This is a genomic window from Methyloceanibacter superfactus (assembly GCF_001723305.1).
Taxonomy (GTDB): Bacteria; Pseudomonadota; Alphaproteobacteria; order Rhizobiales; family Methyloligellaceae; genus Methyloceanibacter; species Methyloceanibacter superfactus.
In genome coordinates this window covers 17859-36373 of record NZ_LPWF01000005.1, presented here as the reverse complement: position 1 = coordinate 36373, position 18515 = coordinate 17859, and the positions used below count along the sequence as shown (strand labels likewise).

16 protein-coding genes are annotated in these 18515 nt (G+C 63.0%); 10 read left to right on the top strand and 6 right to left on the bottom strand.

The features are described from left to right. Positions 1-51: 51 nt before the first annotated feature. Positions 52-510: a hypothetical protein gene (locus tag AUC69_RS02390; RefSeq protein ID WP_141700538.1), complete on the top strand. Its 459-nt coding sequence runs from the start codon at positions 52-54 to the stop codon at positions 508-510. A 24-nt stretch (positions 511-534) separates the two neighbouring features. On the opposite strand, the gene AUC69_RS02385 is transcribed toward AUC69_RS02390, so the two are convergent. The 6 genes from AUC69_RS02385 to AUC69_RS02365 all read right to left on the bottom strand — a co-directional run bounded on the left by AUC69_RS02385 (position 535) and on the right by AUC69_RS02365 (position 6811). Beyond that, positions 535-1491 carry an SMP-30/gluconolactonase/LRE family protein gene (locus AUC69_RS02385; protein WP_069440736.1) on the bottom strand — a complete coding sequence of 319 codons (957 nt, stop codon included), beginning with the start codon at positions 1489-1491 and terminating at the stop codon, positions 535-537. A 10-nt stretch (positions 1492-1501) separates the two neighbouring features. Next, complete coding sequence (locus AUC69_RS02380; protein ID WP_069440757.1) at positions 1502-2131, bottom strand: SGNH/GDSL hydrolase family protein; 630 nt, start codon at positions 2129-2131, stop codon at positions 1502-1504. A gap of 13 nt (positions 2132-2144) precedes the next feature. Beyond that, positions 2145-3665 carry a BCCT family transporter gene (locus AUC69_RS02375; RefSeq protein ID WP_083239016.1) on the bottom strand — a complete coding sequence of 507 codons (1521 nt, stop codon included), beginning with the start codon at positions 3663-3665 and terminating at the stop codon, positions 2145-2147. 56 nt (positions 3666-3721) lie between these two features. After that, on the bottom strand, positions 3722-4549 hold the full coding sequence (locus AUC69_RS17715) for a methyltransferase domain-containing protein (RefSeq protein ID WP_193427392.1): 828 nt from the start codon (positions 4547-4549) through the stop codon (positions 3722-3724). Beyond that, positions 4536-5342 carry a glycine/sarcosine N-methyltransferase gene (locus tag AUC69_RS17710; protein WP_204377242.1) on the bottom strand — a complete coding sequence of 269 codons (807 nt, stop codon included), beginning with the start codon at positions 5340-5342 and terminating at the stop codon, positions 4536-4538. Before AUC69_RS17710 ends, AUC69_RS17715 begins: the two co-directional genes overlap by 14 nt. A 146-nt stretch (positions 5343-5488) precedes the next feature. Then, a complete protein-coding gene (locus AUC69_RS02365) occupies positions 5489-6811 on the bottom strand; it encodes a PQQ-dependent sugar dehydrogenase (RefSeq protein WP_069440735.1) in 1323 nt (440 codons plus the stop codon). A 312-nt stretch (positions 6812-7123) separates the two neighbouring features. Here AUC69_RS02365 and AUC69_RS02360 point away from each other — a divergent pair, with 312 nt between their 5' ends. The 9 genes from AUC69_RS02360 (at position 7124) to AUC69_RS02320 (ending at position 18257) form a co-directional block, all read left to right on the top strand. Next, positions 7124-8488 (top strand): efflux RND transporter periplasmic adaptor subunit, encoded by a 1365-nt coding sequence (locus AUC69_RS02360; protein ID WP_204377241.1) that lies wholly within the window; start codon positions 7124-7126, stop codon positions 8486-8488. A 22-nt stretch (positions 8489-8510) separates the two neighbouring features. Then, positions 8511-11675 carry an efflux RND transporter permease subunit gene (locus tag AUC69_RS02355; RefSeq protein WP_069440734.1) on the top strand — a complete coding sequence of 1055 codons (3165 nt, stop codon included), beginning with the start codon at positions 8511-8513 and terminating at the stop codon, positions 11673-11675. Between the two features lie 229 nt (positions 11676-11904). After that, a complete protein-coding gene (locus tag AUC69_RS02350; protein WP_069440753.1) occupies positions 11905-13296 on the top strand; it encodes a circularly permuted type 2 ATP-grasp protein in 1392 nt (463 codons plus the stop codon). 2 nt (positions 13297-13298) lie between these two features. Further along, positions 13299-14258, top strand: coding sequence for an alpha-E domain-containing protein (locus AUC69_RS02345; RefSeq protein ID WP_069440754.1), 960 nt, complete (start codon positions 13299-13301; stop codon positions 14256-14258). A gap of 7 nt (positions 14259-14265) precedes the next feature. Further along, complete coding sequence (locus AUC69_RS02340) at positions 14266-15084, top strand: transglutaminase family protein (RefSeq protein ID WP_069440733.1); 819 nt, start codon at positions 14266-14268, stop codon at positions 15082-15084. A gap of 12 nt (positions 15085-15096) precedes the next feature. Then, positions 15097-15834 (top strand): proteasome-type protease, encoded by a 738-nt coding sequence (locus AUC69_RS02335; protein WP_069440732.1) that lies wholly within the window; start codon positions 15097-15099, stop codon positions 15832-15834. A 97-nt stretch (positions 15835-15931) separates the two neighbouring features. Continuing rightward, on the top strand, positions 15932-16288 hold the full coding sequence (locus AUC69_RS02330) for a class I SAM-dependent methyltransferase (protein WP_069440731.1): 357 nt from the start codon (positions 15932-15934) through the stop codon (positions 16286-16288). Between the two features lie 116 nt (positions 16289-16404). Further along, positions 16405-16683 (top strand): hypothetical protein, encoded by a 279-nt coding sequence (locus AUC69_RS02325; RefSeq protein WP_069440730.1) that lies wholly within the window; start codon positions 16405-16407, stop codon positions 16681-16683. Positions 16684-16703: 20 nt separating this feature from the next. After that, positions 16704-18257: a class I adenylate-forming enzyme family protein gene (locus AUC69_RS02320; protein ID WP_069440729.1), complete on the top strand. Its 1554-nt coding sequence runs from the start codon at positions 16704-16706 to the stop codon at positions 18255-18257. Positions 18258-18515: the final 258 nt, after the last annotated feature.

Below are 18515 nucleotides of genomic sequence, written 5' to 3'. Positions count from 1 at the left end.
GGTTTCCTTAACATCGTCGCGCAACACTCCGGGCGAGGCAGAGGCGCTCCGGTGCGCGTAGAGGTATCGGCGATGAAGGAAGTGAAGAAAGAAAGTCTCGTTTCGAGGATCAACAGCGTCCTGGCGACCCGCATCACCATGCTGGTCGGCTCGATCTGGGCGTTCTATGCCTTCGTGATCTTCGGTCTCACCCCGATCCTCTGGCCGAACTATGAAACCCAGATCCTCTACTGGTCGAATTTTCTCCAGCTCGTCTTTCTGCCGGCCATCACCGTTGGCACGGCGATCATGAACCGCGATTCCGAGGCGCGCGCGGCGGAGGACCACGACACCATCCGGCGCGAGTTCGATCTGCTGCAAGAGGCGCACGGCATGTTGGACAAGTCGCTCCAGGAGATTGCCGTCGGTGTGCGGGAGCTCTTGGTGGCGAGCAGGCATGAGAGAAACGCGGTCAGGCCGGCCGTGACGGCTGGAGCGAGCCGGCCGGGGAGAAAGACGTCTGAAGGCTGATTGCCGGTTCCGGACGATTTTCGCTCACGAGGTGAGCACGCCGGTCACCTGAAGCTTGGCCTGCCAAATTCGCGTATCGCCGAGGATGAACAGCACGTCGTTATGGGGACCGCCGAAGGTGAAATTGGCCACGCCCGGCGCGGTGATTTCACCCAGCAGGTCGCCATCTGGGGTGAACACCTGCACGCCGGTTCCGGATGACGTGTAGACGTGGCCGTGGCCATCCAGCTTGATGCCGTCGGGCACGCCGGGGCTGACCACGGCAAACAACCGGTCGTTCCTGAGATGCCGGCCGTCGGCTATGTCGAAAGCACGCACATGATGCGGCAGGCCGACGAAATACGTTCCGGGCGCTTGATTGGCGCCGGTGTCGGTGATGTACAGCACGCTCTCGTCCGGTGAGAAGGCAAGGCCGTTCGGCTTGTTGAAGCTGTCGGCGACCACCGATGTCTCGCCCTTGACCGGGTCGTGGCGGTAGACGAAAGCGCCGACCTCCGGCGCGGGCTTGAAGCCCTGGATCTCGCCATAGTTCGGATCGGTGAACCACACGGTCCGGTCACTCTTCACCACCACGTCGTTGGGCGAGTTGAAGCGAAGCCCCCGCCATTGATCGACCACGGTCTCGATCTCGCCCGTCTTGAGGTCCATGCGGCTGATCTGCGCGCATGTCGCCATGGTGCCTTGCTCGCAGATCACGAGCCTTCCGTCCCGGTCGAGCACCATGCCGTTCGCCATGTTGGATGGCTGGCGCACCGTTTCGAGTTTTTCTGCCGTGAAGGGGAACGTATCGCCCGCCAATTGCAGGCGCATGATGGCGATGTTCTTCGGTCCCGGCTCCGGCACCGTGGTGAAATAGAGCGCATGCTCCGACGCTACATAGACCGGCCCTTCATGGGCATTGGTCTCGATCAGCTCCGGCCGTTCGAAATTCATCCCGAGGATCGTGCGAAAGTCGTCACGAAAGACGGTGAAGGTTGCCATGGTCGATCTCCTAGAGCAGGGGCTCCGCCACGTCCTTCAACGCCAAGCCCAGTTGCCGCTGACCTTGCGGATCAAGATGGACGCCATCGACCGCGCTCACCTGGCAAACCTGCCCCGCCTCGAAAAATGCCACGCCGAAAGCCTGCGCGATGGTGCGATAGGCATCGGCAAGCCCGCGCGACGTCGCCTCGCCGCCGGCATAGAACAACGTCATCTCCGCGCTCAGCGCGCCGAGGGGAGGGGGCGCGACGAGAATTATCCGTGACGCCCCGGCACCGGGGCCCGCCAGGCTCCCGTTGACCGTGCGGATCAATGCGGCGCAATCCATGGCAATCTTGCCCGCAGTGAGGCGATAGCACGGTGCGCTGTCATTGGTGCCGAGCATGATGATGACCAGGTCGAGCGGCGCGTGCGCCTCGAGCAAGGGCGGCAGCATGGCGAGCCCGTTGCGATTGGGGCGGGACGGCTCGTCGGTCGCCACGGTGCGCGCATTCAGCCCTTCCTCGACCACCCGCGCCTGGCCCTCCAGCGCATCCTCGAGCACGCGCGGCCAACGGTCCTCGGGCGGTAGACGCGAACCGTCTTTCGGATTGTAGCCCCAGGTGATGGAGTCGCCGTAGCACAGGATGGACTTGGCCACTTCGAGGATCTCCTCAGGTGGCGCGCCGGGACTTTCGCGCGCGCCGCGCCTTCCACTGCTGGGTTGCATCTTCATGGAGCGCGGCCGTGAAGCCAACCCCCAATGCGACCAGCACCACGGCAAAGGGCAGAGCGGCCGCCACGGCCATGGCTTGTAGCGCCCCCAATCCGCCGGCCACCAGCAGCGCTCCCGCCACGGCGCCCATGCCGACGCCCCATTGCACGCGCTCCAGTACCGGCGGCTCAGCGTGCCCGCCGCATTGCATGGTCGTCACCACCAGCGTGCCGCTGTCGGCGCTGGTGACAAAGAAGATCGCGACCAGGAGCGTTGCGGCGAAGGCGATGAGCGTGGCGAACGGGCCGGACTGGAGAAAGTCGATCATCGCGTAGAGAGACAGAGCCGGCTCGTTGCGGGCGACGTCGATGATGGCGGGACCGGCCCGCGCGGCCGAGATCGCCGCGCCGCCCATGATAGAAAGCCATACGAAGGTGATGGCGGTCGGCACCAGAAGCACGCCGAGGATGAACTCCCGGACGGTGCGTCCGCGCGAGATTCTGGCAATGAACAGGCCAACGAAGGGCGTCCAGCTGATCCACCATCCCCAGTAGAAAGTGGTCCACGACGCGGCCCAGCCCGTATCGTCGCGCGCCGTCTCGTAAGTCAGCCAGGGAAGGTTGGCGAGGTAGTCGCCGAGGCGCAAGGAGACGTTGCGTAAGATCGGCTCCAGCGGCGCCGACATCAGCACGACAAGGAGGATGAGCGCCGCAAGCCAGACATTGGCGAGCGACAGGAGGCGGATCCCCCGCTTCAGGCCCGTGCTCACCGACAACACGGCCACGCCTGCGATCACCGCCACGATCAGCAGCTTATGCTCTGTCGAAACGTGCCAGCCAAACAGGCGGTTGAGACCGGAATTGATCTGCGCGGCGCCGAAACCGAGCGACGTGGCGAGCCCGAACACCGTGGCGACGATGGCGACGACGTCGGCGAGCTTGCCCGGCCAGCGCCCGACCGCGTCGCCGATCAGTGGGCGCATGGCCGAGCGGACGGTGAGCGGCTCGGACTTGCGATAGGTGAAATAGGCGAAGATGAGTCCGGCGACGGCATAGAGCGCCCACGGCATCAATCCCCAATGAAAGAACGTGATCTCCATGGCCACCCGGGCCCGCACGGTGGTCGACGGATCGGCACCCCAACTGGCGATGAGCGGATTTCCCGCGTAATGAGTGAGAGGCTCGGCGATCGACCAGAACACGAGGCCGATCCCCATGCCCGCCGCAAACAGCATGGCGGTCCAGGAAAGCCAGCCGAATTCCGGCTTTTCGTCGTCCGCGCCGAGCCGCACCGAACCCCAATGCCCTAGGGCCAGGACGATGCACATGATCAACGCCGCCGACACCACGGCGCTGTAGAACCAGCCGGCGGACTCTGAGATGACGTCCCTGACGGCGCCGAAGCTCTCATTGGCTAGCGCCGGCCAGCCGACGGTCAGGACCACGAAGGCCGCCACCATCAGCTTGGCGCTCGTGGGCACCCCAATCGTGCAATGAGGGTCTGGGGGGCATGAGCCGCTGTCGCGGCCCGCCTCCACTATGGCGCCTTCCGGAAATGCATGATGCCCCAGGCGAGCAGCCCATTCTCGGCCCCCGACACCCAATGGCGCAGGCCTTTGAGCATGCGGTCGACGAAGGCATCGCTGGCGTCGAGCTCTTCGCGCCGTGCGTCCAGCTCTTCGCCGATGCGGGCGTAATGCGTGCGCATTTGGCCTGTCAGCTCCTCGACCTCGATCTCATCGAAACCCCGCTCCGAAAGTTCGGTGCGATAGAAGCCGAACGAAGCCAGGTCGGGCAGGTGGATGCGGTCGTAGATCGGCTGGAGCGCATCCTTGTCTTGCAGCGCATCGGCTTGCATCGGATCGGTGAAGATGAAGTCGCCACCGGGCTTCAGCACGCGGGCGACTTCGTCCAGGACCGCGCGTCGGTCCGGTGCATGCAGGATCGCGTCTTGGCTCCACGCCAAGTCGAACTGCGGGCGCTCGAACGGCAGGGAGTCGAATGAGCCGTCCACGACCGTGATATGGTCTTCAAGCCCAGCCTCGCGCGTCAACGCCCGATTGCGCTCATTTTCAACCGCCGAGAGATTGAGGCAGGTGACAAGCGCGCCATACTCGCCTGCGAGCACGCGGGCGGCGCCGCCATAGCCCGAGCCGAGATCGAGGACGTGCTTGCCTTTGAGCGTGCCGGCCTTGCCGGCCATGCGTTCGACCGTACGGCGGCTGGCGGCGGTGATGTCGGGGCCGGTGTCGTAGAGCCCTACATGGATGTCCTCGCCGCCCCAGATCGTGCGGTAGAAGTCGTCCGCCTCGTCACTGTCGTAGTAGTCACGGGCAAGGGCGATGCTCTGATCAGTTTGTGCCATAGCTCTTCTCCGCGACATGAATGAAGAAGTCGGGATCCGTTTCCTCGCCCTCTTCCTGAAAGTCGCCGTAGCTATGGAGCTTCTGAAACCCCGCCTCGCGTAGGAGACGGCGCGTATAGTCCTTGCGCAGCGGGAACATGTTGAGATTGTGCCGCGACCCGTCTGGGAAGGAATACTCGAAGCGGGCGAGGCCTTCGTCGATATGCACCGGCTCGGCCACGACCTTGTCGCCGCAATAATAGTATTTGTGCTTGCTGGCGAAGCCTTCGTCGAGGATCCGATCGTAATTGCGCTGATCGAGAATCAGTATGCCATCATGCTTCAGCGCCGCGTAGAACTCGGCCAGCGCGCGCCGGCGGTCGTTCTCGTCGAACAAATGCGTGAAGCTGTTGCCGAGACAGATGATGGCGTCGAACTTGCCGCGCACGCCACGATTGAGTTGCCGCCAGTCGGCATGAATGGTCTTGAGAACCACACCCTGGTTGCAGCCGTTCTCGAAGGCCTTGGCCAGCATCTCCGCCGATCCGTCGACGGATGTGACATCGAATCCAGCTTTGAGCAGTTGAACCGAATGAAACCCGGTTCCGGTGGCGACATCGAGCACGCTCTTCTTGCCGCGTGCCTTCAGAACATCGATGAAAAAGCGGCCTTCACTCTTCGCGCGCTGATTCCAATCGATGAGTTCATCCCACTTTTCGACAAAACCACGTACATATTCAGAGACATAAGTATCGGTTTCCCGAACGGCGATTGGATTGTCGCCATAGTCCTGCGTGGTATTGGGAACGAACAAAGTTCTCGTTGCGTCCGAGATGGGAACCTCCCTTTCTCTAGGATGGGCGAGCGCGCTGGGATTTTGTGAACGGGTGAGCCTATAGCATTGTGGAGGCCGCTTGGCCACCCGGTCGGGCTATTGATGTGTATTGCGACTTTTGCGCGCTACTCTGACACCGGCGTGACGCGCCAGACCGTGTTGCCGACGTCATCGGCGACCAGCAGCGCGCCGGCCTTGTCGATCGCCACGCCGACGGGGCGTCCATAGGCGTTGCCGTCTTTGCTCAAGAAACCAGTCAGAATGTCCTCCGGCGCGCCCGAGGGTTTGCCGTTCGAGAACGGCACGAAGATCACCTTGTAGCCGCTTGCCGGCTTGCGGTTCCACGAGCCGTGCTGGCCGATGAAGGCGCCGCTGCGATAGGCCGCGGAAAACAGCGTGCCGTCATAGAAGGCGAGGCCGAGGGAGGCGGTATGCGGCCCGAGGGCATAGTCCGGCACAATCGCTTTTGCCACAAGGTCCGGCCGTTGCGGCTGCACCCGCGGGTCGAGATGGTCGCCGTAATAGCTGTAAGGCCAGCCGTAGAAGCCGCCGTTTTGCACTGTCGTCATGTAGTCGGGAACGAGATCGCTCCCCAGTTCGTCGCGCTCATTGACCGTGGTCCACAGCTCGCCGCTGTCCGGATGGAAGGCGAGACCGACGGGATTGCGCAAGCCTGAGGCGAAGATCCGGGATTTGCCCGTCGCCAAATCGATCTCGTGGATGGCGGCACGGCCGTCCTCGTTCGCCATGCCGTTCTCGCCCAGATTGCTGTTGGAGCCCACACCCGCGTAGAGGCGCCTGCCATCGCGGCTGGCGAGGATGTTCTTGACCCAATGGAGATTGAAGGGGCCGGCCGGCAGGTCGGCAATCTTTTCGCCCGGGGCCGTGATTTGGGTTGCGCCGGCTTCATAAGGAAAGCGCACCACGGAATCCGTGTTGGCGGCATAGAAGTCGCCCCCGATCAGCGCCATGCCGATCGGCGAATTGAGGCCCGTGAGAAACACCGAGCGGGTCTCGGCCACGCCGTTCCCGTCGGCATCGCGCAGCAAGGTGATGCGGTTGGCGCTCGGCACGGCGGCGCCGGCATATCTCATGCCCATCTTCATCAACCAGCCCATGATGCCGCGCTCGATCTCGGGCTGTGGCGGGGCATCGGACTCGGCCACCAGCACGTCGCCGTTCGGCAGCACGTAGAGCCAGCGGGGGTGATCGAGGCCGGTGGCGAAAGCCTCGACCGCGAAACCCTCGGCCGGCTTGGGCCTGGTGCCCTCGGGCCAGCCCTCGGCGCGAGCGAGCAGGACGGTGGGCAGAAACGTCTGGACCGGTGCCGGCAATGCAGGGCTCGGCCCAGTCCCGGCCTCCACCGGCAGGGTCGCTTCGTCCCCGCATCCAGACAAGCACAGGACCGCCAGGGCGGCCGGGAGAAGACGCGAACATCTGGCGAACATAGGGGATTCCTGTATTGCCCGGCGCCCCGGGGCGAAAACGACGGCATCGAGCATAATGCCTTCGTTAGGTTCGGGCATGTAAGACCAGTCCGAATGGCTCATATCGAGTTGGGCCAGAAGGACAAATTGACGTGAGCATTGGCAAAACGCCGTGGCAATGGCCGTGTTCGAGCCTTAACTGGTGCGGCATGCGGTCGTTGCCCCTGTGTTCGCCGATCCGAATAGGGTAGCGTTCCTTACAGAATGCGCAGTGGCGGGCCGCGGGGCGGCCGAATCAAGAGGGCCGCTCGCGCGAAGCTTGAGATGCCCGACATGATGCAGCAGAGAAATCGTACCGCTAAGCGCGCGCCGGCCGACGAGGACATCGAGCCCGAAACCTCGTCTGAAGAGCCGAAGGCGCGTGAAACGAAGGCGCCTGCTTCCAAACCGTCGCCGGCCCCTGCGTCCGAGCCTGCGAGCAAGGCAGCGCCTCCGCCCGCCCAGCGCAGCGGCCGGATTCTGCTGATCACGCTCGCCGTCATTGCCGTCGCGGCGATTGCCTACCGCTACATGATCGCCCCGCAAGGCACCGAGCAGGCCGCAGCCCCCGCCGCTCCGCCGGCGCCCACGGTCACCGTGGCCAAGCCCTTGGTCGAGGAGCTCAAGGAATGGAGCGACTTCACCGGTCAGTTCGAGGCCCGGGAGTCCGTCGAGATCCGGGCCCGCGTCAGCGGTTATCTCGAATCCGTCAATTTCACCGATGGCCAGATCGTGAAGAAAGGGGACCTCCTTTTCGTGATCGAGCCGCGCCCCTACGAGATCGCCCTCGAGTCCGCCAAGGCCCAACTCACCCAGGCCGAGGCCCAGCTTCAGCTCGCCCAGGTCCAGCTTGATCGCACCTCCAAGCTGCTGAAGAACGATTTTGCCTCCAAGGAGACGTTCGACGAGCGCACGGCTGAGGTGCAAAGCGCCACCGCGTCGCGGGACAACGCCATCGCCGCCGTCAACCAGGCGCAGCTCAATCTCGACTATACGCGTGTCACCGCGCCCGTCTCGGGGCGGCTCGGCCGTCACGAGGTGAGCGTCGGCAACCTGGTCATGGGCGGCACCGGAGAAACCACCCTCCTGACCACCATCGTCTCGCTCGATCCGATCTGGCTCATGTTCAACGTGAGCGAAGGCGACGGCATGACCTACAAGCGTCTGGTGCAGAAAGGCGAGATTGCTTCCGCGCGCGAGAATGGCGTTCAGGTCGAGGGTCAGCTGATGGACGAGAAGGAATGGGACCTCAAGGGCGCTATCGACTTCGTCGACAATCAGTATGACCGCTCGTCGGGCACGATTCGCGTACGCGCGTCCTTCCCAAATCCCAATCTGTTCATCACCCCCGGTCAGTTCGGCCGCGTGCGCGTGCCCATGTCTCAGTTGAAGCCGACGATTCTCGTGCCTGATGCGGCCGTGGTCACCGATCAATCGACCAAGATGCTGTTTACCGTGTCACCCGACGGCACGGTCGTGCCGAAGCCGGTCGAGCTCGGCTCCGTCACGGATGACGGCTTGCGCATCATTCGGAGCGGTATCACGCCCGATGACGATGTCATCATCAACGGGCTCCTGCGCGCGCGGCCCGGTCAGAAAGTCACGCCCGAGAAGGGCACGGTGAAGGCGCCCGACGCCGCGCCAGCCAGCCAGCAGTAAGCGGTCGGGACCCGACGCGGTAATGAACCTCTCTCATTTCTTCATCGACCGGCCCATTTTCGCGGCCGTCATCTCCATCCTCATCACCTTGATTGGCGGCGTGGCTTATTTCAGCCTGCCTATCGCTCAATATCCCGACATCGCCCCGCCATCGATTCAGGTGACGGCAAGCTATCCGGGCGCATCAGCCGAGATCGTCGCCAACACCGTCGCCACGCCGATCGAGCAAGAGGTCAACGGCGTGGACGACATGATCTACATGACGTCGCAATCGACCAGCGACGGGTCCATGGCGCTGACCGTGACCTTCAAGCTCGGCACGGATCTCGATACGGCGCAGGTGCTGGTGCAGAACCGCGTGGCCATCGCCACGCCGCGGCTGCCGGAGGAGGTGCGGGCACTGGGCGTCCAAGTGGTCAAGCAGTCGCCCGACCTGATGATGGTCATCCATCTGAGCTCGCCGGACGACACGCGCGATCTGCTCTATATTTCCAACTACGCCACCTTGCATGTGAAGGACGTGCTCGCCCGCATCGACGGTGTGGGCAATGTCACCATCTTCGGCGCGCGCGACTACTCCATGCGCGTGTGGCTCGACCCCGACAAACTCGCGGTGCGCGACTTGACGGCCGGCGACGTGATCGCCGCCATGCGCGGCCAGAACGTGCAGGTAGCGGCCGGCGTCATCAACCAGCCGCCCGTGCCGCAACCGGGCGCCTTCCAGCTAAACGTCGAGACGCAAGGCCGCCTATCCACGCCGGAAGCCTTCGGCAACATCATCGTCAAATCGGAAAGCGATGGACGTGTGGTTCGCGTGCGTGACGTGGCCCGGGTCGAGCTCGGCGCCGCCGACTACAATCGCAACGGTTATCTCGACGAGCGCGTGGCGATTCCCATGGGCATCTTCCAGCGCCCGGGGTCCAACGCGCTCGAGACCGCGGCCCAGGTCGAGGCGACGATGGAAGAGCTGTCCAAGTCCTTCCCCAGCGGTTTGCGCTACGACATTGTCTACAACCCGACTGTCTTCATTTCCGACTCCGTGGAGGCGGTGATCCACACCATGCTCGAGGCGGTGATCCTCGTGGTTTTGGTCATCGTCATCTTCCTACAGACATGGCGGGCCTCGCTCGTCCCGATCGTCGCGATCCCGGTTTCGCTGATCGGCACATTTACCATGCTGGCGGCGCTGGGTTATTCGCTGAACAATCTGTCCCTGTTCGGTCTCGTGCTTGCCATCGGCATCGTCGTCGACGACGCCATCGTCGTGGTGGAGAATGTCGAACGCAATATTCGCGAGGGGCTCGCGCCGCGCGAGGCGGCCTACCGCACCATGGACGAGGTCGGCACCGCGCTGATCGCCATGACGCTCGTGGTCTGCGCCGTGTTCATTCCGACACTATTCCTGAGCGGCATTCTCGGTCAGTTCTTCCGCCAGTTCGCCGTGACCATCGCCACCTCGACGCTGATCTCGCTTGTCGTGTCGCTCACCTTGAGTCCTGCGCTTTGCGCCCTTCTGTTCAAGCCGCACGAGCCGCTCCACGAGCGGAAGTCGCTATTCTCGCGGACGATCGGCCGCTTCTTCCACGGTTTCAACGTCGGCTTCGAGTGGGTGTCGTTCAAATACGGTGCGCTGACCGCCAAGCTGATCCGCATTCCTGCCGTTATGCTTGCGGTCTATGCGGGGTTGATCGGTTTGACGGCGGTACAATTCAGCTCCGCTCCGACCGGCTTCATTCCGAACCAAGACCTCGGCTATCTCATCAACATCATCCAGCTACCGCCCGGTGCCTCGCTTGCGCGCACCGATGAGGTCGCGCGTAGAGTGACGCAGATCACGCTCGACACGCCGGGTATTGCTCATGCCGTCCCGATCGTCGGTCTCGACGGCGCGACCTTCACCACCGCGCCCAATGCGGCCGTCGTGTTTACGCCGCTCGACCCGTTCAAGGAGCGCGCCGAGAAGGGGCAAAGCGCGCAAATGATCTCCGGCGCTCTCAACAAGGCGTTCGGCAGTATCCAAGATGCCTTCATCATCAGCGTGTCGCCGCCACCGGTCCGCGGCATCGGCACCACGGGCGGCTTCAAGATGGAGGTGCAGGACACCACCGGCGGCAACCTGTCCCAGCTTGAGGCGGTTGCCCAATCGATCGCCGGCGCGGCCAATCAGACGCCGGGCCTAGCAGGCGTGTTCACGACCTTCAACACGCGCACGCCCAAGGTCTACGCCGATATCGACCGGGTTCGCGCCGAGATGCTGGGCGTCAACACGGACGACATCTTCCAGACGCTCGAGGTCTATCTCGGCTCGCAATACGTGAACGACTTCAACTTCCTGGGCCGTACCTACCGAGTCACCGCCCAGGCCGACGGCCAGTTCCGGCAAGACCTTCACGCCATCTCGCAGCTGAAGGCAAGGAACGCTGCCGGTGAGATGGTGCCGCTGGGGTCGGTTGCCTCGTTCCGCGACATCACCGGGCCTTACCGCGTGGAGCACTTCAATCTCTACTCCGCCGCGGCGGTGCAAGGCAGCACCAAGCCGGGCTTCTCCACGGGCTACGGGCTCGAGGCCATGCAGAAGATCGCCGCGGAAAATCTGCCCGAGGGTTACTCCTATCAGTGGACCGAGCTCGCTTATCAGGAGAAGCAAGCCGGCAACACCGCGATCTTCGTGTTCGGCGCGGCGGTGGTCTTCGTGTTCTTGTTGCTCGCCGCGCAATATGAAAGCTGGGGCCTGCCGCTCGCCGTCGTCCTCATCGTGCCCATGTGCCTGCTCGCCGCCGTGAGCGGCCTCATGCTGCGGGGCATGGATGTGAATATCCTCGGTCAGATCGGCTTCGTGGTTCTGATCGCCTTGGCGGCGAAGAACGCCATCCTCATCGTGGAGTTTGCGCGGCAGAACGAGGAGGCCGGCGAAGATCGTTTCCAGGCGGCGACCGAGGCTGCGCGCGTCCGCCTGCGCCCCATTCTCATGACGGCACTGGCCTTCATCCTCGGCGTGGTGCCGCTGGTGATCGCCACCGGGGCCGGCTCGGAGATGCGCCAGTCGCTCGGCACGGCCGTGTTCTTTGGCATGATCGGCGTCACGCTGTTCGGCCTGATCTTCACGCCCATCTTCTACGTGGTGGTGCGCAAGTTCGCGGGCGCGGCCAAAGAGCAACCGCAACCTCGGCCCACACCAGCCGAGTAGGGGCGTGCGCTGTCAAAAAGCGGCCTTGGCGAGCCGGGGAGTTGCCCAAGTCGGGGGCATCGGACTATGATGCCTGAAAATAAGACACTGGGACGGAAAACGCAGGAAGAAGAGGGCGTTCAGGAGCGCTTAACCAGGACGGGCGTGCTTGCCGCAAACAGATGAGACCCTAACGGCCGAGGCGGGCGCAGGCGACTCCGCCGACCTTTACCGCCATTTTTTCAATGAGATGCGTGAGCCGGACGGCACGGTGCGACCGGCCTATGCGGCGCTTGCCGACCTTCTCGAAAACGTTTCCATCGAATCCTTGGTCACCAAGCAACAAGCGGCGGACGAGCTGTTCCGGCGCTTGGGCATTACCTTCGCCGTTTACACGGAAGGCGGCTCCACCGAGCGGCTGATCCCTTTCGACCTTATCCCGCGCATTCTCGACCGCTCTGAGTGGGACCTCGTTGAGCGCGGTTGCCTTCAGCGGGTGAAGGCCCTGAATGTCTTCCTTCACGACATCTACCACGACCAGGAGATCTTGAAGGCTGGCCTCATTCCCCCGGAGCTTGTGCTGCTCAATCCGGCCTACCGACCGGAGATGCACGGCGTCGATCTGCCCAAGGACGTCTACGCCCATATCGCGGGCATCGATCTGATCCGCACCGGCGAGCGCGATTTCTTCGTGCTTGAGGACAATGTTCGCACGCCATCCGGCGTCTCGTACCTGCTCGAGAATCGCGAAATCATGATGCGGCTGTTTCCCGATGCCTTCGACGGGCAAAGCATTTCGCCGGTCGGCAATTACCCTGAACGCCTGCTGGAGAACCTGCGCGCGGTGGCGCCAAGCGGGTCCGACGACCCCGAAGTCGTGCTGCTGACCCCCGGCCGCTTCAACAGCGCCTATTTCGAGCATGTCTTTCTCGCCGAGCAGATGGGCATCGAGCTCGTCGAGGGCGGTGATTTGTTCGTGCGCGACGGCGACGTGTGGATGCGGACCACCGAGGGACCGGTCAAGGTTGACGTAATCTATCGCCGTGTCGACGACGAGTTCATGGACCCGCTGGCGTTCCAGCCTGACTCCATGCTCGCGGTGCCCGGCCTCTTGTCGGCGATCCGCTCAGGTCGCGTGGCCCTGGCCAACGCGCTCGGCACCGGCGTCGCCGATGACAAAGCCATGTACACCTATGTGCCGCGCATGATCGAGTTCTATCTCGGTGAGCACGCCATCCTCAATAATGTGCAGACCTTTATGCTACGCGATCCAAGGCAGCGTCAGCACGTGCTCAACAATCTCGAGAATTTGGTAGTTAAGGAGGTGCAGGGCTCCGGCGGCTACGGCATGTTGATCGGCCCGGCCTCGACCGCCGAGGAGCGCGAGGCGTACAAGGCGCGGGTCCTGCAGAACCCCAGCAACTACATCGCCCAACCCACGCTATCGTTGTCCACGGCGCCGACACTCTGCAACGGCCAAATCGTGCCGCGGCACGTCGATTTGCGGCCCTTCGTTCTGTCCGGCAAGGAGACAAGCGTGATTCCTGGCGGGCTAACACGTGTGGCTCTGCGAGAAGGGTCGCTCGTTGTCAACTCCAGCCAGGGAGGCGGCACCAAGGACACGTGGGTGCTGGAGCGCTGACCATGTTGAGCCGCACCGCCGATAATTTGTTCTGGATGGCCCGCAATATGGAGCGCGCCGAGAACACCGCGCGCATGCTGGATGTCAGCTTCCGCATGTCGCTGCTGCCGTCGTCGCTCGATAGACGGACGCAGTTCGAGCCGATCCTGTCCATTGCGCCCGGTGACGGCCGCTTCGGCGAGCTTTACGACAGCCTCAGCCACGAAAACATCATCCGCTATGTAGCGCTCGATCAAGAGAACGCCGGATCGATCTGCTCGCTTATTAGATTGGCGCGCGAGAACGCCCGGGCCCAGCGTTCGGCTATCTCCAGCGAAGCGTGGGAGAGCCTCAACAGTACCTGGCTGCAAGTGCAAAATCTCGATTACGACGGGCTGATGCGCTGGGGCTACCGCGACTTCTTCGACTGGGTGAAGGAACGGTCGCATCTTTTTCGCGGCGTGGTGTTCGGCACCATGCTTCACGACGACGGCTTCCGCTTCATCCGGCTCGGGACGTTCATCGAGCGCGCCGACAACACCGCGCGCATTCTCGATGTGAAGTACCACGTGCTGCTGCCGGACTCCGAGCAGGTCGGCGGCTATGTCGACTATTATCAATGGGGCGCGCTGCTGCGCTCCGTTGGTGCGTTCCGGGCGTATCGGCGCGTCTACCATGACATGGTCTATCCGTGGCGTATCGCCGAGTTGCTCATCCTGCGCGAGGACATGCCCCGCTCGTTGCATCACTGCTACGAGGTCGTGGTGTCGACGCTGGAGGACCTCGTCGGCAAGAAGCCGCTCGAGTGCAGGCGTATCGCCGGCCAGACATATGCGCTCCTCCGTTACGGCCGGATCGACCGGGTCTTTCGGGATGGACTGCACGAGTTCCTGACCGAGTTTATCGAGCGCAACAACGCTCTCGGTCTTCAGCTTCAGGAGGACTTCCTGATGGTGCCCATGGTCATGGCGGAGGCGGTGTAGGCTAAAGATGTTGATCCGGGTCGAGCATGGAACGTCCTACGAGTACTCTGAGCCGCTGCTGGCTACGACGCAGTATCTGCGGATGACGCCGCTCTCGGGTGGCACGCAAGCGGTCGAGAGCTGGGTGCTCACCTGTCCGGGCGCCTCCATGACTCAGTGGCAGGATCAGTACGGCAATGTCTGTCACACACTGACCCTGCCGAAACCGGTCGATAATCTCGACATCAAGGTCTGCGGACTTGTGCGGACCCGCGACACGAACGGCGTGGTCGGCACGGCATCGTCGGAACTGCCCTCCATGCTGTATCTTCGCGAAACGCCCTACACGGTTGTCACGGGCCCCATCCGCGACTTTGCCCGGCGCTTCTCGGTCGAGCCCAAAGAGGACCTCATCAAGACGTTGCACGAGATCATGCTCGCCGTCGCCGACAAGGTGAGCTACAGCCCAGGGGAGACTCATGTGCACACCACGGGAACCGAGGCGCTGGAGCAGGGAAGGGGCGTTTGCCAGGATCAGGCCCATGTCTTTTGCGCGGTATGCCGGGTCCTAGGCGTGCCGGCCCGCTATGTCAGCGGATATTTGAGCCACGGGTTCGGCAACGAGGCCCATGCCGCCAGCCATGCGTGGGCGGAGGCCTTCGTTGACTCTTTGGGTTGGGTCGGTTTCGATCCAACCAATCGCGCGTGCCCGAACGAATCGTATATTCGTACTGCCGTCGGCCTCGATTATGCTGAGGCCAGCCCGGTCCGAGGGGTTCGCGCCGGGGGTGGTCTTGAGACGATGACTGTCAAAGTGAGTTTCCCAAGCCAGCAACAGACCCAGTGAGGGGTTGAAAAGGTGACGTACTGCATCGGCGTTCTGCTCGATGAGGGTGTGGTGCTTGCGTCGGATTCGCGCACCAATGCCGGCATTGATCGAGTGTCTACCTTCCGCAAGATGTTTTCGTTCGACAAGCCGGGCGAGCGCTTCTTCACGCTCGTGACCGCCGGCAACCTGTCGCTGACCCAAGGGGTTGTGAGCCTGATGACCGAGTGGCTCAACAATGAGAACCCCGATCAGGACTTGTATGCGGTTACCTCGATGTTCGGGGCCGCCCGCGTCGTCGGCAATGCCTTGCGCGAGATCCACAAGGTCGACGCGGGCTATTTGCAGCAGCAGGAGGTGGACTTCACCGCCTCCTTCATCCTCGCGGGCCAGCTCAAGGGCGGGCAGCTCCGGCTGTTCATGATCTACGACGCGGGCAACTTCATCGAGGCCATGGGCGATACGATCTATTTTCAGATCGGCGAGGTGAAGTACGGCAAGCCGATACTCGACCGCATCATTCATCACGACACGAGCCTCAACGACGCGGCCAAATGCGCTCTGATCTCGTTTGACTCGACCATGCGTTCCAATGTTTCGGTGGGGCCTCCCCTCGACCTCATGATCTACCGGCGTGACTCGTTGAAGCCCGGCTTCACAGTAAGGCTCGAGGACGACGATCCGTATCTGCAAGCCGTCCGCGAGGGCTGGGGCGGGGCGATCCACAAGGCGTTCCACGATATTGTTCACGATCCAGGCTGGGACATCTAAGCCAGCCGTTAATGCGCCGGCGAACGCGCTAACCTTTGGCAAACCTGCCTTGCGGTAAAACTCTCCTGGACATGAACCGGAGAGTCACGGCGCGCGCATGAGCATTCACATCCAATATCTCGAGCCGGGCGGTACGGTTGAAGACGCCGCGGCGCTCGAACAATTTCAGAAGCAATGGGCGACCTACCAGAAGATGGTGGATCACGACTCGCTGTCCCATAAGAAGGTGGGCGCCATCCTCCACGAAGCGTTGGCTGCGAAGGCAAGGCCTTTCGACTTCTTGGACATTGCTTGCGGCGACGCCGGCCAGATGAAGCGCGCCCTCGAAGGCACCAGGGCACGCCAGTATCGCGGCATCGATCTGTCGGAGCCCGCCCTTGAGCTCGCAGCAAAGAACCTTGCGGGCGCGCCTTTCTCGGTCGAGCTCGAGACGGCGACTTCGTTAAAACACTGACCGAGCAACCGAAGCCCACCGACATCGCGTGGTGCGGCCTTTCGATTCACCATCTGACGACCGATGGGAAGCGCAAGCTGCTCGAAGCGATTTGCGGCGCCACGCGCGACGCCTTGATGATCTATGAGCCGACCTTGGCCGAGGGCGAGGACCGGGCGGGCTATCTGGAGCGTTTCCGGCGCGTCAACCGGCCTGCTTGGAACTTCCTCTCGGATGACGAGTGGCACCAGATGGACCGTCACGTCAGTACGTGCGATCTGCCCGAAAGTGCCGCCACATGGCTCGCGCTCGGCCGCGAGGCCGGCTTCGCCGAGGCGACGCAAGTTTTTCTCGATCCAACCGGCTTTTACGGCCTCTACCGCTTCGACCGCGAGCGGCCGGCGGCTGCCGCCTAGAAACGAAAAGAGACACATCCATGTTGCATGCAGGTCCCTTGCTGGAAGCGCCGCTTCATCTGGAGGATCTCTTGAAGGTTGGGCTGAGCAATCGCCCGAACGATCCGGCCGTGACCTCCATGGAGTCGGTGGTGTCCTGGACCCAACTTGACGACGCTTCCAGCCGGCTCGCCGCCAATTATCTTGCGCTCGGCTTGAAGCCCGGTGACCGCGTGGCCTCGCTGATGCCGAACCGCACGGCGCTTATTGTCCACTATATCGCCTGCTTCAAGGCGGGGCTCGTGCTGACGCCGCTGAACTATCGCTATATGCCGCCCGAGATCAATCACGCCCTAGCCGTGAGCGATGCCCAGATCATCCTCGCTCATGCGGAACGCGCCGATGACATTGCCGCGAGCGAGGCGTCGAATCTGCCGCTGGGTGTCGTGTGGTATGGGGCCGACGAGGCCAAGCAGCCGAGTATCGAGGAGCTGAGTAGGGTCGAGCCGCAACGCCTCGACCTGCCGACCCCCGATCACAAAACGCCGGCGGCCATCTTCTTCACCTCCGGGTCCACCGGTCCCGCCAAAGGCGTGACCCATACCCGGGAATCTCTGGGCTGGATGTTCGCCAGCGCCGCTCAGGCCTTCGAGGTTACGCCCAACGACGTGGTCCTGCCGGGTTCGTCTTGCACCCATATCGGCGGTTTCACCTTCTCCATGGCGGCTCTCTCGGCCGGCGCACGGCTCATCATCGCGCGGGCCTTCGACCATGACGAGATGGGGCCGCTGCTCCGCACCACGCGGCCGACTCTGCTGTCGATGCTGCCCACCGCGCTTCTTCACCTCATCCGTGAGCACGGCATGACGACGGAAGACTTCAGCTCCTTGAGACTTTGCCGCTCGGGCGGCGATAAGGTCTCCGCCGAGCTGGAGAAAGAATTCATGGCGCTGACCGGAAGGACCGTGAGCGAAGGATACGGCATGACGGAATTCGGCCTGGCCGCGCTCAATCCGCCCATGGGTGTCGACAAGCTCGGCTCGATCGGGCTTCCCGGTCCCGGCTTCGTGTTCACCATTCGCAGCGACGATTGGCACGAATTGCCAAAGGAGCAGGAGGGTCGTCTCTGGGTCAAGACCCCGACCCAATGTGCCGGCTATTGGAACGATGAGACGGCGACCGCCGAGGTCCTTCGTGACGGCTGGTTCGATACCGGCGACGAGATGAAAGTCGACAAGGACGGCTATAATTGGTTCTGCGGCCGCCAAAAACAGATCATCGTGCATGACGGCTCGAATATTTCTCCTCAGGAGGTCGAGGATGCGCTCCTGGAGCATCCAGCGGTCGAACTCGCCGGGGTCGTCGGCGTGATTGACGAAGCGCATGGCGAGAGCGTGCGCGCCTATGTCGAGGTCAAGCCGGGTGTGGCGCCGCCCAAGGCGGGCGAGCTGATCCAATTCGCCAAGGCGCGGGTGGGCTACAAGGCGCCGGAGGAAATCGTCATCATCGAAAAGATGCCGCTGAACCCGACCGGCAAGGTCGATCGTGTCGCCCTGAAGAAATTGGCCGCCGGCGATCACGGTCATCACGTCTAGGGCACGACGGCGCCTTTCGACGCTGCAGGGAAGTGTCAGGTGACTGCCCTGATTCTGGAGGACCTTGCCACCTTTCGTCTTGCGGCGCGATTGGATAGAAGACGCGCGTCGTTGGCCAGTGCGCCGCAGGATAAGGGCTGGATCATGCAAGCAGGGCGCAAGGCCCCGGGCCGACCGTCATCGGCCAAGGCCTCCACGAGCAAAGCCTCCACGAAGAAGGCCCCGTCTCCCAAGGCCAGCCCCGGGAAGGCAACGTCG